We start from the raw sequence: 14,679 nt of genomic DNA, 5'->3' as shown, positions 1-14,679 counted from the left end.
CTGCGGGCAACAGTTTCGGACGGATGGCACGATGACCGGAAGCAGGATTTTGGTGACGCTGGCGCTGGTGGCAGCAATGGCCACCGTTGCGGCTTGCGGCAGGAAGGCTGCGCTCGATACGCCCTACGCGGCAGCCGTGCAGGCCCGCAAGGACGCCGAGAAGGCCAAGCAACCTTTGCCGCCGGAGCCGGAAAAACCTGTCGAGGACAAGAAATTCATCCTCGACCCGCTGCTCTGATTTTTCGGACCAATCTCGTGAACCATTTCGACTACCGCGACGGCGCGCTGCATGCCGAGGACGTGGCGATATCAGACATCGCCGCCAGCGTCGGCACGCCGTTCTATTGTTATTCGACGGCGACGCTGACCAGGCATTTTCGCGTCTTCACAGAGGCCTTTGCCGGGCTCGACGCTCTCGTCTGCTATGCCATGAAGGCGAATTCCAACCAGGCCGTGCTGAGGGTGCTGGCAAGGCTCGGCGCCGGCGCCGACGTGGTCTCGGAGGGCGAATTGCGCCGCGCTTTGGCGGCCGGCATCCCGGCAAGCAAGATCCTGTTTTCGGGCGTCGGCAAGACCGCGCGCGAAATGGATTTTGCGCTCTCGGCCGGCATTCTCTGTTTCAACGTCGAATCCGAACCGGAGCTGGAGCTGCTGTCGGCTCGCGCCACCGCGCTGGGCAAGATCGCGCCGATCTCGCTGCGCATCAATCCGGATGTCGACGCCAGGACGCACAAGAAGATTTCGACTGGGAAGGCCGAGAACAAGTTCGGCATTCCCTGGCAACAGGCGCGGAAGGTCTATTCCCGCGCGGCTGAGCTGCCGGGCATCAAGGTGACCGGCATAGACACCCATATCGGCAGTCAGATCACCGAATTGCAGCCCTTCGACGACGCCTTTACGCTGCTGGTGGAGCTGGTCGGCGCCTTGCGCTCCGACGGTCATGCCATCGAGCACATCGATGTCGGCGGCGGCCTTGGCATTCCCTATCGCGTCGACAACAACCCGCCGCCTTTGCCCGATGCCTATGCCCAGATCGTCAGGAAGCATGTTGCCAAACTTGGGCTGAAAGTGATGTTCGAGCCAGGCCGGCTGATCGTCGGCAATGCCGGCATCCTGGTCTCGCAGGTGATCTTCGTGAAGGACGGCGACGCCAAGAACTTCCTCGTCGTAGACGCCGCGATGAACGATCTGATCCGGCCGACGCTTTACGACGCTTTCCACGACATCAGGCCGGTGGCGCAGCAGCCGGCCGCAGCACCACGCATGAAGGTCGACGTCGTTGGCCCGGTTTGTGAGACCGGCGACTATCTCGGGCTCGACCGTGACCTGCCCCGGCTGAAATCCGGCGACCTGATCGCTGTCGCCACCGCCGGCGCCTATGGCGCCGTCCAGGCCGGCACCTACAATACCAGGCTGCTGGTACCGGAAGTGCTGGTCGACGGCGACCGCTTCCACGTTGTGCGCCCGCGCCGGACCTATGACGAGCTGATCGGACTGGATTCGGTGCCGGACTGGTTGAAGTAGAACTCTGCAGCTACAGCCGGTGCTGAATGAGCGCCCTGGTCTCGGCGATTCTGTCCTCGTTCCGGCGATAGAATATCCACTGCTTGATGCGCTTGCTGCGCAAAAGCCCTGCCTGGGTGAGCACGCGCATATGCTCGCTGAGCGTTGCCTGGGTGATCCCCAGCTTTTCCGCGATCAGCAGCGCGCAGACGCCGTCCTCGACCAGATCGCCGTCCGTCTGCGGCGGAAAATGCGCGCGCGGGTCCTTGAGCCAATCGAGGATCTGCAGCCTGCGCTCGTTGGCAATCGCTTTGAAGACGTCGACCTCTTGCATTTAGGTACTTTGCCAAGTTACTAAGTAATGTCAACTCTGAATGTCAGCTCTGGGGAGTGAAAGCATGCCGCACGGCCACACGATCACACGCGAGCGCATCGCTGCAATGGAGCCGCGCATCCGGCCCTACGTGCGCCACACGCCGGTGCTGCGCGTCGACATGGCCGATTTCGGCCGCCCGCCTCTACCTGTCGACCTGAAGCTTGAGTGCTTGCAGCATTCCGGCTCGTTCAAGGCGCGTGGTGCGTTCACCAATCTCCTCGAACGGCCGGTTCCTGCGGCCGGCGTCGTCGCCGCATCGGGCGGCAACCACGGCGCCGCCGTCGCCTATGCCGCCATGCGGCTCGGCCACAAGGCGACCATCTTTGTTCCCGAGGTGAGCCCGCCGGCCAAGCTGGACCGCATCCGCGGTTACGGCGCCGAGCTGATCGTCGGCGGCGCCCGTTATGCCGAGGCGCTGGCCGCCAGCGAGAGCTTCGCCGAAAAATCCGGCGCGCTGCAGATCCACGCCTTCAACCAGGAGGAGACGCTGGTCGGGCAAGGCACGCTCGGCCTCGAGATCGAGGCCGACCTGCCGAAGCTCGACACCCTGCTGGTCGCCGTCGGTGGGGGCGGCCTGATCGGCGGCATCGCCGCCTGGTTTTCCGGCCGCATCAGGATCATCGCCGTCGAACCGGAGGGTGCGCCGACGCTTCATCGCGCCTTCGAGGCGGGCCGACCCGTCGACGCGCCGGCGGAGGGCATCGCCGCCGATTCGCTCGCGCCGAAGCGTGTCGGCGAAATGATGTTTCCTATCGCCGAGGCATTCGTCGAGCGCTCGATCCTTGTCGGCGACGACGACATTATCGCCGCCCAGGCGGCGCTCTGGGACCGCGTGCGAATCATCTCCGAGCCGGGTGGTGCGGCCGCCTTCGCGGCGCTCCTGTCCGGCCGCTACGCACCGGCTGCAGGCGAGCGCGTTGCCGTGCTGGTCTGCGGCGCAAACGCCAATCCGGCGAAATTCTGACAATATCCGGGGCATTATTGTTCACGTTTTGGGGAACCGCCTCGCCTTCGCCGTGTTTGTTGGTATCCTTAGGACGATGTGCATCCGGTTGGACGCACGAAGTACGCGCTAAGATTTTAGGTCTTCGCATCGTGCTTCCCGAAAATCGACTTTTCGGGCCCATGCGATAGACTCGTGAGGCCCGGGCTATCCGCCCGGCCAGGAAGGGCCGATGACACAACGACCCATCTTCACCAGCGATCGCAGTCTGGCCAGGCGACTTGCCCTGAGCCGGCTGGGAACGCAGGTCTCGATAATCGTCGAACGCGGCTGGCCATTGCTGCTGCCACTGATCGTCGTCGCCAGCCTGTTCCTCAGCATCTCGTGGCTCGGCCTGTTCCCATTTTTGCCCGATCTGGCGCGGATCGGTCTCATCACGGCATTCGGCGTCGCAGCTCTTGCCGCACTCTACCCGCTGCGTTTCTTCCGCACGCCATCCAGTGCCGAGGTCGACCGCCGCATCGAGGCGGCCAACCGATTGCTGCACAGCCCGGTGCAGGTCCAGACCGATCGCCCGAGCGGCAAGGAAAGCATTTTTTCGCAAGCCCTGTGGCGCGAGCATCAGCGGCGCATGGCGGACCGGCTGGGTGAGCTTGGCGGCGACGTGCCGCGCACACGCGTGCCGGAACGCGACCCGTGGGCGCTGCGCGCCGTTGCCGCGCTTTTGTTGGTAACTGCCTTTGCCTTCTCCTTTGGGCCATCGGGCGGCAGGCTGAGCGACGGTTTTGTTGCCCGTGCCGCCCGCGACGTCGTGCCGCCGCGCATTGATGCCTGGGTGACGCCGCCGGCCTATACCGGCAGGCCGCCGGTATTCCTGAACGCCCCGGCCCTGGCCAACAACGCCACTCAAACGGCGGCGACCTTCACTGTTCCGGAGGGCAGCGACGTGTCCCTGCGCGTCACCGGCGGTTCGGGCGAGGAAACGCTGAGCTACGCCGACACCGGCGGTAACACCCGCGCCATCGATCCGACCGGGCCGCAAGCCGCCAAGACTGAGGCAAGTCCGGCAACGCCTTCCACCGTGCGCCAGTTCAGCGGCAAGTTGACGGCCGATGGCACGCTGACGCTGCAGTCCGGCGACGGCGAGCTCGGCCGCTGGGCCTTCGCCATAATTCCCGACAAGCCGCCGCAGATCCGCTTTGTCGGCGAGCCGAAACGCGCCGTCAACGGTGCTTTCGAGCTCAACTACCAGATCGACGACGACTATGGCGCGGCCTCCGCAAAGGCGGTTTTCGCATTGGCCGATCCGCCGGCGCCCAACGCGCATCCGCTCTATGGCCCGCCGGAAATGCCGCTGACGTTACCGCGCCGCGGCGGCAAGGCCAATGCCGCCAGGACGACGAAGGACCTGACCGACCATGTCTGGGCCGGCGGCAACGTCAAGCTGTCGCTTGTCGCCACCGACGGTGCCGGACACACGGCGACCAGCGAAACCAAGACGCTGGTGATGCCGGAGCGGCCATTCTCCAACCCGTTGGCGCGGGCGGTGGTCGAGCAGCGCCGCATACTGGCGCTCGACGCCTATGCCAAGGACCGAGTGCTCGACCTGATGGATGCGATCACGCTCAGGCCCGAAGACACGTTCGACAACATGGCGCACTACCTCGCCATCATGAGCGCCCGCACCCGGCTGAAGATGGCCGACAGCGACGACCAGTTGCGCGACGAGGTCGCTTACCTCTGGGAGATCGCGCTCGGTATCGAGGAAGGCAATCTTTCGGCGGCCGAGAAGCGGCTGCGCCAGGCGCAGCAAGCGCTGCAGGATGCGATCAAGAATGGCGCCAGCGACCAAGAGATCGAAAAGGCGATGAAGGAACTGCGCGAGGCGATGAACCAGTTCCTGCAGGAATTCGCGGCGCGGGCGCAGCAGAATCCGAATGCGCCACAGATGCAGCAGAACGGCCAGGAACTGCGCCAGAGCGACATCGACCGCATGATGGACCAGATCGAGAACCTGGCGAAATCCGGCAATCGCGACCAGGCGCAGCAATTGCTGTCCGAACTGCAGGACATGATGAACAATCTGCAGGCAGGCCGCCAGCAGCAAGGCGGCCAGCAAGACAGCGAGATGCGCCAGCAAATGGACAAGCTGGGCGAGATCATGCGGCGCCAGCAGGAGATGATGAACGACACTTTCCGTATGGACCAGATGCAGCGCGGCCAGCAACAGCGCGGGCAGAACCGCGACGAGCAGCTCGGCGAGAACGGTGAGCCAGGCCCGATGGGCGAAGAGGGCAAACCCGGCCCGGGTGACGACCGCGATCCGCTCGGCCGGCCGAACCCGATGACGCCGCAGGAATTTGCTGATGCGCTGAAGCAATTGCAGGAAGGTCAGGGCAAGCTGCAGAGCGAGCTCGATCAATTGAGGAAGAGCCTCGAAGGCATGGGCCTCGACCCCAATGAGGGGTTTGGCGAGGCCGGCAAATCCATGGGCAATGCCGAACAGGCGCTCGGCGAGGGCGAAGGCGACCAGGCCGTCGGTCATCAGGGCCGCGCATTGGAAGCCTTGCGCAGGGGCGCCAAGGACATGATGAAGCAATTGCAGGCGATGCAAGGCGACCAGGGCGGCAACGGGCAAGGCGGACGCCAGCAGAATGCCGACCGTGACCCGCTCGGGCGGCCCCGCACCAGCGAGGGTCCCGACGACGGAAGTTCGGTAAGGGTGCCTGACGAGATCGATGTGCAGCGTGCCCGCCAGATCCTCGAAGCAATCCGCAAGCGGCTCGGCAATGCGCTCAGCCCCGATATCGAGCGTAGCTATCTGGAGCGGTTGCTGGAGCTGAAGTAGGGCTGCCTATATTCGGAAGATCGCTGCGCGGGGTCCGGGTCGGCCGCCATCGCCGGACCGAGTGGCATGCTTTAACGGTTGGTGAACGCTTCGCGGATCGCCTCTTCCATACCGTCGATGGCCTCGCCGGAAGCGTTCGGGTTGCGCCGCAGCACCACGTTCGAGGAATCGATGTCGCCGAACCCGTCGGCGGCCGTAAGCTCGCGGCAGCCGGCCGGGATGTTGCTGCGCGAGATCGGCGCAATCGCCAGCCCGGAGGTGACGGCGAGCCGCAGGCCGCCGTTGGTATCGCTGGTGTAGGCGACACGATAGGCGAGATCGCGCTGTTCCAGCGACTTTATCGCGAAATCCTTGCACCAACCGGCACGGTTGTAGAGCGCGATCGGCACCGGCCGCTCCTCATGCATGTGATGCAGCTCCGACGTCACCCATACGGTCGGGTCATGCATCAGCACTTCACCGCCCGACAGATCCTGCCATTCGAACACCACCGCCAGATCGAGATCGCCGGCGGCGAGCGCCGCGATCTGCGCACCGGAATGCGCGTAGCGGACGGTGATGTCGACCTGAGGATGGCGCTTGGCAAAGGCGCCGAGCGCGCGCGACAGGATCGCGTGGCCATATTCCTCCGGGATACCGATGCGCACCGGCCCGCCAAGCGGCGCCGCGACCATCGATGCCGCCGTCTCGTCGAGCAGTGAAACGATGCGCCTGGCGTTGGCGACGAGCTCGCCGCCGCGCCGCGTCAGCGCCACACCGCGCGAGCCGCGCTCGAACAGGCTGTCGCCGACCATGCCTTCGAGCTTCTTCATCTGCATCGAGACCGCCGACTGGGTGCGGCCGGCCCGCTCCGCCGCCTTGGTGAAATTGCCGGTGTCGGCGACCGCCACGAAGGTGCGCAACAGGTCGCTGTCGAGATTGGGTCGCATGTGCCCGCCATAAGGAAATCTGATTGCTGGCATCATTCCAATTCGTTTGCAACATGTCAAACGGCGGACGATAGTCGCCTTACCCATTGGATATGCGGCCGCGAAATCGGCTGCGGACCAATCAAAGTCCTCACTCGTACCCGCTGCCCGAAACGGTGGCGGGTTCTTTTTACCCGGATGCAGACCTGCTTTCGGCCGCGCACGCGGGAGATCAGGAGCGCCTATGCAGAATCGGCTTGTGCTCGGCATCCTCAGCCTCTGTCTCGGCGTGCTGGTCTTTTCGCTGCAGGATCCGCTGGTCAAGGCGGTGTCGAGCCACTATCCGGTCACCGAGGTGATGGCGATCCGCTCGATCGTCGCCCTGCCGATCCTGGTTTTCCTTGTCCACGCCGATGTCGGATTGCAGGCGATCCTGTCGAAGCGGTTCGGCATGCTGACGATGCGCGCCTTCATCCAGTTCACCTCCTATACGGCCTACTATCTGGCAATCGCCGCCCTGCCGCTGGCTGACGCGGTAGCGCTCTATTTCATGGCGCCGCTGTTCATCATGGCGCTGGCCGGCCCTTATCTCGGCGAACGCGTGTCCTGGCAGGCGCTCGCCACCGTCCTGGTCGGCATGCTCGGCGTGCTGGTGATGGTGCGCCCGGGTGCCGGTTTGTTCGACTGGGCAGCGCTGTTGTCGCTAGGCTCGGCTCTGCTCTACGGTTTCTCGCAGCTGATGGCACGCAAGATCGGCGACACCGAATCCTCGACTGTCATGGCGTTCTATCAGAACGGCGCCTATCTGGTCGGCGCCGCCTTGGTGGCGGGATTGTTTTGGCTGGCAGGCATAGACCACGCCATGCATCCGAGCCTCGAATTCCTCGTCCGGCCATGGGTCTGGCCGACGACGCCGGATCTGCTCAAGATGGGAGCATGCGGCTTCGTTGCCTCGGCCGGCATGATCCTGTTGTCGCAGGCCTACCGGCTGGCGCCCGCCAACAGCGTCGCCACCTTCGAATACACCGGTATCATCTGGTCGCCGCTATGGGGTTTTCTGTTCTTTGCCGAAGTGCCGCGACCAGCGACGGCGACCGGCGCAGCCCTCATCATCGGCGCCGGCCTGTTTGCGCTCAATGCCAGCCGGCGCCGGAGCGGCGCGCCAGCCATTGCGGCGACCTGCGACCCTGCCTGAAGGCGGTCGGCCTTGGGCTTTAGGCGAAGCAGGCGAGCGTCTGTTCGACGCGGGCGCGGATTTCAGCCAGCGTGAACGGCTTTTGCACGACGTCCAGAATAATGCCGTTCAATTCCTCGGCGCGCTCGCGCTGGTCGGCATAGCCGGTCATCAGCATGATCTTCATCGCCGGGAACAGCGCCGCTGCCGCCTTGGCCATCTCGATGCCGTCCATTTCCGGCATGCGGATGTCGGACAGCACAAGGTCATAGCTCCCTTGCGCCGCCCGGATCAGAGAAAGGCCATGTGCGCCGTCGGCGGCAACAGTGACATTATGCCCGGCGCGTTCGAGCGCACGAGCGGCGAGAGTGCGGACGGATTCATCATCCTCGACGATCAGGAGCTTTGCCATGGGCAGGATATTTGGCGGGGAAAAGTTGATGTTTTCTGAACCGCGAGCGGCGACAACCCAACCAATGCATGCCGCGCAAAAGTGTGCAGCGGTTTTGCGATATAAAACAAGGACCTAAAGCGCGTCGCATAAGGCCGGTCGAGCGCGACTCGCTTTTAGGCGTCGCCCTTGACGACGCCGACAAAAGGCAATTCGCGAAACGCGTGGGCGACGTCCATGCCATAACCGACGACGAAATAATCGGGGCAGTCGAAGCCGACATAGTCGGCGTTGAGCGTGGTCTGGCGGCGCATGCGCTTGTCGAGCAGCACGGTGATGGCACAGCTCCGCGCGCCGCGCGACAGCATGAGGTCGCGGGTGAAACTCAGCGTCTTGCCGGATTCCAGAATGTCGTCGATCAAAAGCACATCGCGACCGGCGACCTCGTTGTCGATGTCGCGCAGCACCCTCACCTCACCGCTGGTCGTGCCGGCGCCATAGCTGGAGATGAAGATGAACTCGACCTCCGGCGACAGGCCGACATCGTGCATGGCACGGATAAGATCGGCGGCGAAGATGAACGATCCCTTCAGCACCGAGATTACCAGAAGGTCGTGGTAGTCGTGCCCGGCGATCTCCTTGGCAAGTTCCAGGTTCCGCCGCGCGATGGCGGACGCCGAAAACAGGACTTCGATGTCCTTGCCGCGCACAACTGGCATTGGCTGCCTTTCCAGAAATGATCGCCTTTGCAGGCGAAGCCGACCGAAACGGTCTTCAACCCGTTTCTAGGCCTGTCGTGCCATCTGGCAAGGCCAAATCTTTCGCAGGGCGCCCGCGAACGGTCGGATATCCCAGCGCGTCGCGAATCGTTTATCTGGTGACCTGTTGATTTTCTGCCGCCGCTCTAACGAACCAGCGCATGGCCGCCCGAAATCCAGAAAGCGGCAAAGGCGGCACCGACGCCGACAATCCAGAAGATCGGCCCACCATGCACCCACAACGGCCGTTCGATGGCGGTTTCGGGCTTGCGCAACATGTCCATGCCTTCGATCGAAGGCGTGGAAATCATGCGCGCAGGCGGCGGCGTAAAGTCTGGACGTGTAAAATGGCTGGGCAGCACCTCATAGTCGGCATCGATGACGTCGGCGGTCACGTCATGCATGATGCGTTCCGGCTCGGCGGCCGGATCGGTCATGATTTCGCCGGAAACCGGGCGCGCGGTTCGATCCTCAGCCATCATGGCCCAACACTACGGCACCTGTTCGCTGTTCGTTTCTTTTGGGTAAACGGAAATGGTTAACGCTTCCCCACCGGAACCCCTGTGACTCGCTCGAAAAGCCCCCAAATTAACCGTCGGTTAACCATGCCGGCCGATGGTCTTTCCACAGAAGGGGCTGGCATCTTGCCGCCGAGAATTTCAGGTCGTCGAAAGTGATCCGCTTCGAAAATGTCGGCCTCCGTTATGGCATGGGTCCGGAGATTCTCCGCGACATCTCCTTGCACATTCCGGAGCGCTCCTTTCAGTTCCTGAGCGGGCCTTCAGGCGCCGGCAAGACGACGTTGCTGCGGCTTTTGTTCATGTCACTGAAGCCGACGCGCGGCCTGATCACCATTTTCGGCAAGGACCGCTCGCGCATCTCGCGTACCGAATTGCCGCATCTGAGACGACGCATCGGCGTGGTGTTCCAGGATTTTCGCCTGCTCGACCATATGACCACCTACGAGAACGTGGCCTTGCCGCTGCGCGTGCGCGGCCGCGAGGAGGCGACCTACCGCACCGACGTCACCGAGCTGCTGAAATGGGTTGGCCTCGGCGAGCGCATGCATGTGCTGCCGCCGGTGCTGTCTGGCGGCGAGAAGCAGCGCGCCGCGATAGCCCGGGCGTTGATCGAGCAGCCCGAGATCCTGCTCGCCGACGAGCCGACCGGCAATGTCGACCCGCCGCTGGCGCGACGCTTGCTGCGGTTGTTCATCGAGCTCAACCGGCTGGGCACCGCCGTGGTGATCGCCACACACGACCTCGGCCTGATGGAACAGGTCGATGCACGGCGAATGATCCTGGCCGGCGGAAGGCTGGACATCTATGACTGAGCTCTCCGTCGAACATTTCGAGGGTCAGGACGCCGCGGCGGCAAAGCCCCGCGTCCAGCGCAAAATGGCGCCGATCGTGCCGGCGCAGAACATCGCCGGCCGGGCGCTGGTGCTGGTCATCGCCATCATGACGTTTCTATCCTGCCTGACGTTTGGCGCAGTCACGCTGGTGCGTGACACCGCCTCCGTCTGGGAGAACCAGATCTCGCGCGAAGCGACCATCCAGATCAAGCCGGTCGACGGCCTCGACATGGAGGCTGCACTTGCACTGGCCTCGCAGATCGCCGGCGAATTCCCCGGCGTGAAGAGCGCCAGGATCGTCGACCGCGAAGCGACGGCCCGGCTGCTCGAGCCTTGGCTGGGCTCGGGCCTGAACATCGATGAGCTGCCGGTGCCGCGCTTGATCATCATCACCATCGACGAGAATAGTCCGCCCGATTTCGCCGCACTGCGCGCGGCAATCACGCCGAAGCTGCCGAGCGCCTCGCTCGACGATCATCGCACCTGGGTCGACCGGCTGGTTGCCATGGCCCGCACCACGGTTACGATCGGTATCGCAGTGCTGGCGCTGATGCTGTCTGCGACGGTGCTGACCGTTGTATTCGCGACGCGCGGCGCCATGGCCGGCAATGGTCACATCATCGAGGTGCTGCATTTCGTCGGCGCCGAGGCGCGCTTCATCGCGCGCGAATTCCGCCGGCATTTTCTGGTCACCGGCATGAAGGGCGCCGCGGCAGGCGGCGCCGCGGCGATCCTCGTCTTCATCGTCTTCTCCTGGTGGTCGTCACGCAACATGGCGACACCGCAGGCCGATCAGGCGACTGCCCTGTTCGGCAATTTCGCCATCGGCTCGGCGGGTTATCTCGGGGTCGCTGTCATGGTGCTGGTGATCGGCGCGCTGACGGCGGCAACCTCCCATTTCACCGTGGTTACCTATCTCAGCGACATCGACATTCGCCAGCCGGACGCCGGCTAAAGGAAAGATCGATCACGGATGAAAACTCATCGTCACGAAAATTGCATTTTTTTCCTACCAAAGGCCGTATTTTCGGGATTAACCATTTCATGATGGACGTTCGGGACTCGACCGATACCGCTGGATGCATGCCAGTGCTGGTTGCGCGCCCGCCCGTATTCGCCGAGCCTGATGAATTTGCCAAGCCGGATCAGTTCGCCAAACATGGGCGGCTGCTGGCAGCCCGCTCCTTGCGCATCTCGGCTCTCCTTCTGCTCGCCTTTATGGCGCTGTTTATCGCCGGCTTCGGCTGGTTCGCCAATACCGTCAGCCGTCTGACGACGCCCGCCAATCCGGCCAGGGCCGACGCTATCATCGTGCTGACCGGCGGCCAGTCGCGCCTCGACGCTGCGATGGGCCTGCTTGCCTCAGGCAAGGGCGAGCGGCTGCTGATCAGCGGCGTCCATCCCTCCGCCAGCCGCCGCCAGCTTCAGGCCGCGACCGGCGGCGACAAGAGGCTGTTTTCCTGCTGCGTCGACATCGACCGCGCCGCGCTCGACACGATCGGCAATGCCGAGGAAAGCGCCAAATGGGTCGAGGACCATGCCTACGGCACCGTCATTCTCGTCACCAACAATTATCACATGCCGCGCAGCCTGCTGGAAATGGGCCGGCTGCTGCACGGCGCAAGGCTCGAGCCCTATCCGGTGGTCAACACCAACCTCGAGAATGGCGGCTGGCTGACCAAACCGGGAGCGCTGCGCGTGCTGTTCACCGAATACAACAAATACCTGCTGGCGCTGGCGCGCGGCATCATGCCGGTGAAGCGAACCGACAGCGTGACGCTGGCCGACGCCGCGGGCGGAAGCTGAACGGCACCGGCACTTTTATTCCCTTGCTCTTATCCCCTGGCCGCTGCATCCGATCGCAAGCGTGCGATCTCCCGTTCGAGCCGTTCGATGCGCTTGTCGCGTTCGCCGAGCGCCGCCGCCACGTCGGCCGCTTCGAAACGCTGCGGTATGTGCTGCGAGCAATTTGAATCCCAAGCCGAAACCGTAAACAGGATGATCTGCTCGGGTCGCGCCTTATAGTCTTGCGGCATCAGCTTTGCCGTCAGCTCGGCATCGCCCTCGACGACTTGCGCTTTGCCCCAGATCTTGATGCGCTGCCGGTGCGCATAATCGATCAGGAACAGGAAAGCCTGTGGGTTGTCGCTGAGGTTGCCCTGGGTGATGAACTGCCTGTTGCCGGAAAAATCGGCAAAGCCGATCGTCCGCTGGTCGAGTACCTTGAGGAAACCGGCAGGCCCGCCGCGATGCTGGATGTAAGGCTGCCCGTCCGCATTGGCGGTCGACAGAAAGACACTGGTCTGCCCCTCGATGAAGGCGGCGAGATCGGGCGTGATTACCGCCTGCCAGCCGCCACGCTCCTCGACACGGGCATAGGCCTGGCGCGAGCCCTTGCGGGCCTGGATCGCCTTCACCGTCGGGGTGAAGGCGACATCGCTGGTGTGAGCGTTCATGGAAGCCCTCCTTTACGCGCCGAGTTGCGCTGCATTGTTCGCCCACGAAATAGGGCCTTCCGTCTTCGAGATGCAGATGCCATATCTGCAATCTACCCTTCCGTTTTTCGGAAGGGCAAATTTTTCGGGAGAACTATGGATCGCCTCCAGTCTATGTCGCTTTTCGTTGCCGCGGCGGAGACAGGCAGCCTCTCGGCTGCCGGGCGCCGCTTCGGCATTCCGCTGACGACGGTCAGCCGCAAGGTTTCGGACCTGGAAAGGCACCTGAAGACACGGCTGTTGAACCGCTCGGCGCGGCAGCTGTCGCTGACCGATGCAGGCCACGCGTATCTCGCCGCCTGTCGTCGCATTCTCGATGAGGTCGGCGAGGCCGAGCGAATAGCCGCCGGCGAATACAGCGCCCCGACCGGCGAACTGATCGTCACTGCGCCGATCGTCTTCGGCCGCCTGCATGTGCTACCGGTCATCACCGGCTTCCTCTCCGTCTATCCTGAGGTAAGTGTGCGGCTGACACTCGCCGACCGGATAACCCAGTTGGTCGAAGAGCACATCGATCTCGCCATCCGCATCGGCGAGCTTGCCGATTCGAGCCTGATCGCCACCCGCCTGGGTTCGATCCGCCGCGTCGTTTGCGCGAGCCCGGCCTATCTCGCCGAGCACGGCACACCGCAAACGCCGCAAGAGCTTGCAGCACACAGTGCCATCACCTTCGAAGGGCTCACCGCCGCAGCCTGGAGCTTCGCCACCGGCAAGACTGAATTCAGCGTGCCGGTCCGCTCCAGGTTACGGGTCAACACGGCTGAGGCAGCAATCGATGCGGCGATTGCCGGCGTCGGCGTGACGAGGCTGCTTTCCTACCAGATCGCCACCGCCGTCCGGTCGGGTACGCTGCGCCCGGTGTTGCAAGAGTTTGAGCCAGACCCATGGCCGGTGAGCCTCGTCCATGCCGGCCAGGGGCTACTGCCGGTGAAGCTGCGCGCATTCCTCGACTTCGCCGCCCCGCGCCTGAGACAGCGCCTGCTGCAGGCGGCGTGGCAAACGTGACGAAGACGGCCCATCGCAAGGCCGGGCCGATCGCCCGCCTCGCAGCGTTTCCTTTTTGCCGGCGCTTGGTGTAACCAACGCACACCTCCTCACCGGGCAATCGCTGTATGCTCTATCTCCGCTCGCTGGCGTTCAATCTCGCCTTCTACCTCAATTTGATCGTCCAGATGATCCTCTGGACCCCGTATTATTTCCTGTCGCCGCGCCATCGCGCCTGGTTCGTGCCGAAATTCTGGTCGCGCACCAGCATGTGGCTCTACGACAAGATCGCCGGCACCAGAAGTGAGATCATGGGCCAGGAAAACCTGCCTGAAGGCTCCTTCATCCTGGCGCCGAAGCACCAGTCCTTCTGGGACACGATCGCTTTCCTGCCGTATCTCGACGATCCCGTTTACATATTGAAGCGGGAGCTGACCTGGATCCCGTTCTTCGGCTGGTACATTTTGAAGATGCGGATGATTCCTGTCGACCGCGGCAGCCGCTCGAAGGCATTGAGGACGGTGATCGCCGCGACCAAACAGGAATTGGCGCGCAATCCGCGCCAGCTGATCATCTATCCCGAGGGCACCCGCCGGGCGCCGGGCGACGAACCGGTCTACAAATACGGCATCGTCGAACTCTATGCGCAACTTGGCATTCCGGTGGTGCCGGTCGCTCACGTCGCCGGCCTCTATTGGCCGCGCCGCAAATTCCTGCGCTATCCCGGCACGATCAAGGCGCGCTTCCTGCCGCCGATCCCGCCCGGCCTCGGCAAGGACGAATTCATGCAACGGCTGATCGCCGAGACGGAGGCCGCCTGCGACCAGCTCCTCGTCGAGGCGTCGCAGACGCCGTACCCGCCGCCGATGCCGCCGACGGCGGTGAAACGGCTTGGTGAGCTGGACGCGAAACCTGAATTGAAAGGCTGAGGCAACGGCCGCGGAT

At 63.7% G+C, this 14,679-nt stretch carries 16 protein-coding genes; 10 read left to right on the top strand and 6 right to left on the bottom strand.

The window, feature by feature from the left end; genetic code table 11:
* Window positions 1-31: 31 nt before the first annotated feature.
* Window positions 32-238, top strand: coding sequence for a hypothetical protein (locus NKG60_RS27105; protein WP_352668945.1), 207 nt, complete (start codon window positions 32-34; stop codon window positions 236-238).
* Between the two features lie 17 nt (window positions 239-255).
* Window positions 256-1,524, top strand: coding sequence for a diaminopimelate decarboxylase (lysA, locus tag NKG60_RS27100; protein ID WP_352976039.1), 1,269 nt, complete (start codon window positions 256-258; stop codon window positions 1,522-1,524).
* Window positions 1,525-1,534: 10 nt separating this feature from the next.
* On the opposite strand, the gene NKG60_RS27095 is transcribed toward lysA, so the two are convergent.
* Window positions 1,535-1,837: an ArsR/SmtB family transcription factor gene (locus NKG60_RS27095; protein WP_023677929.1), complete on the bottom strand. Its 303-nt coding sequence runs from the start codon at window positions 1,835-1,837 to the stop codon at window positions 1,535-1,537.
* 64 nt (window positions 1,838-1,901) lie between these two features.
* Here NKG60_RS27095 and NKG60_RS27090 point away from each other — a divergent pair, with 64 nt between their 5' ends.
* Complete coding sequence (locus NKG60_RS27090; RefSeq protein ID WP_352668950.1) at window positions 1,902-2,843, top strand: threonine/serine dehydratase; 942 nt, start codon at window positions 1,902-1,904, stop codon at window positions 2,841-2,843.
* A 211-nt stretch (window positions 2,844-3,054) separates the two neighbouring features.
* On the top strand, window positions 3,055-5,670 hold the full coding sequence (locus tag NKG60_RS27085; protein WP_352668951.1) for a TIGR02302 family protein: 2,616 nt from the start codon (window positions 3,055-3,057) through the stop codon (window positions 5,668-5,670).
* A gap of 71 nt (window positions 5,671-5,741) precedes the next feature.
* On the opposite strand, the gene NKG60_RS27080 is transcribed toward NKG60_RS27085, so the two are convergent.
* Window positions 5,742-6,599 (bottom strand): LysR family transcriptional regulator, encoded by an 858-nt coding sequence (locus tag NKG60_RS27080; protein ID WP_352668952.1) that lies wholly within the window; start codon window positions 6,597-6,599, stop codon window positions 5,742-5,744.
* 223 nt (window positions 6,600-6,822) lie between these two features.
* Here NKG60_RS27080 and NKG60_RS27075 point away from each other — a divergent pair, with 223 nt between their 5' ends.
* Complete coding sequence (locus NKG60_RS27075; RefSeq protein ID WP_352668955.1) at window positions 6,823-7,773, top strand: DMT family transporter; 951 nt, start codon at window positions 6,823-6,825, stop codon at window positions 7,771-7,773.
* Window positions 7,774-7,792: 19 nt separating this feature from the next.
* Here NKG60_RS27075 and NKG60_RS27070 read toward each other — a convergent pair whose 3' ends face one another.
* The 3 genes from NKG60_RS27070 to NKG60_RS27060 all read right to left on the bottom strand — a co-directional run bounded on the left by NKG60_RS27070 (window position 7,793) and on the right by NKG60_RS27060 (window position 9,338).
* Window positions 7,793-8,164, bottom strand: coding sequence for a response regulator (locus NKG60_RS27070; RefSeq protein WP_352668957.1), 372 nt, complete (start codon window positions 8,162-8,164; stop codon window positions 7,793-7,795).
* Window positions 8,165-8,319: 155 nt separating this feature from the next.
* Complete coding sequence (hpt, locus tag NKG60_RS27065) at window positions 8,320-8,862, bottom strand: hypoxanthine phosphoribosyltransferase (protein WP_352864560.1); 543 nt, start codon at window positions 8,860-8,862, stop codon at window positions 8,320-8,322.
* A 185-nt stretch (window positions 8,863-9,047) separates the two neighbouring features.
* Window positions 9,048-9,338 carry a hypothetical protein gene (locus NKG60_RS27060; protein ID WP_352668960.1) on the bottom strand — a complete coding sequence of 97 codons (291 nt, stop codon included), beginning with the start codon at window positions 9,336-9,338 and terminating at the stop codon, window positions 9,048-9,050.
* Window positions 9,339-9,574: 236 nt separating this feature from the next.
* Between NKG60_RS27060 and ftsE the strand changes: the two genes are divergently transcribed.
* From ftsE to NKG60_RS27045, 3 genes are all read left to right on the top strand, one after another.
* A complete protein-coding gene (ftsE, locus tag NKG60_RS27055; RefSeq protein WP_023677923.1) occupies window positions 9,575-10,234 on the top strand; it encodes a cell division ATP-binding protein FtsE in 660 nt (219 codons plus the stop codon).
* On the top strand, window positions 10,227-11,210 hold the full coding sequence (locus tag NKG60_RS27050) for a cell division protein FtsX (protein WP_352505094.1): 984 nt from the start codon (window positions 10,227-10,229) through the stop codon (window positions 11,208-11,210). Before ftsE ends, NKG60_RS27050 begins: the two co-directional genes overlap by 8 nt.
* Before the next feature lie 89 nt (window positions 11,211-11,299).
* Entirely contained in the window at window positions 11,300-12,061 is a 762-nt protein-coding gene (locus NKG60_RS27045; RefSeq protein WP_352668963.1) for a YdcF family protein, read from the top strand.
* Between the two features lie 29 nt (window positions 12,062-12,090).
* Here the strand turns inward: NKG60_RS27045 and NKG60_RS27040 are convergent, their stop codons facing one another.
* Window positions 12,091-12,711, bottom strand: a complete 621-nt coding sequence (locus NKG60_RS27040; protein WP_352668965.1) for a pyridoxamine 5'-phosphate oxidase family protein — start codon at window positions 12,709-12,711, stop codon at window positions 12,091-12,093.
* Window positions 12,712-12,846: 135 nt separating this feature from the next.
* On the opposite strand from NKG60_RS27040, the gene NKG60_RS27035 reads away from it, so the two are divergent.
* Both NKG60_RS27035 and NKG60_RS27030 read left to right on the top strand, forming a co-directional pair.
* Entirely contained in the window at window positions 12,847-13,755 is a 909-nt protein-coding gene (locus NKG60_RS27035; RefSeq protein ID WP_352668967.1) for a LysR family transcriptional regulator, read from the top strand.
* A gap of 107 nt (window positions 13,756-13,862) precedes the next feature.
* Window positions 13,863-14,663 carry a lysophospholipid acyltransferase family protein gene (locus NKG60_RS27030; RefSeq protein WP_352668969.1) on the top strand — a complete coding sequence of 267 codons (801 nt, stop codon included), beginning with the start codon at window positions 13,863-13,865 and terminating at the stop codon, window positions 14,661-14,663.
* The last annotated feature ends 16 nt before the right edge of the window (window positions 14,664-14,679 follow it).

Source organism: Mesorhizobium sp. M1428 (genome assembly GCF_040317515.1).
In the GTDB taxonomy this organism is placed as follows: domain Bacteria; phylum Pseudomonadota; class Alphaproteobacteria; order Rhizobiales; family Rhizobiaceae; genus Mesorhizobium.
Note: the sequence above shows the minus strand (reverse complement) of the source record. Positions and strands in the feature narration are given on the sequence as shown.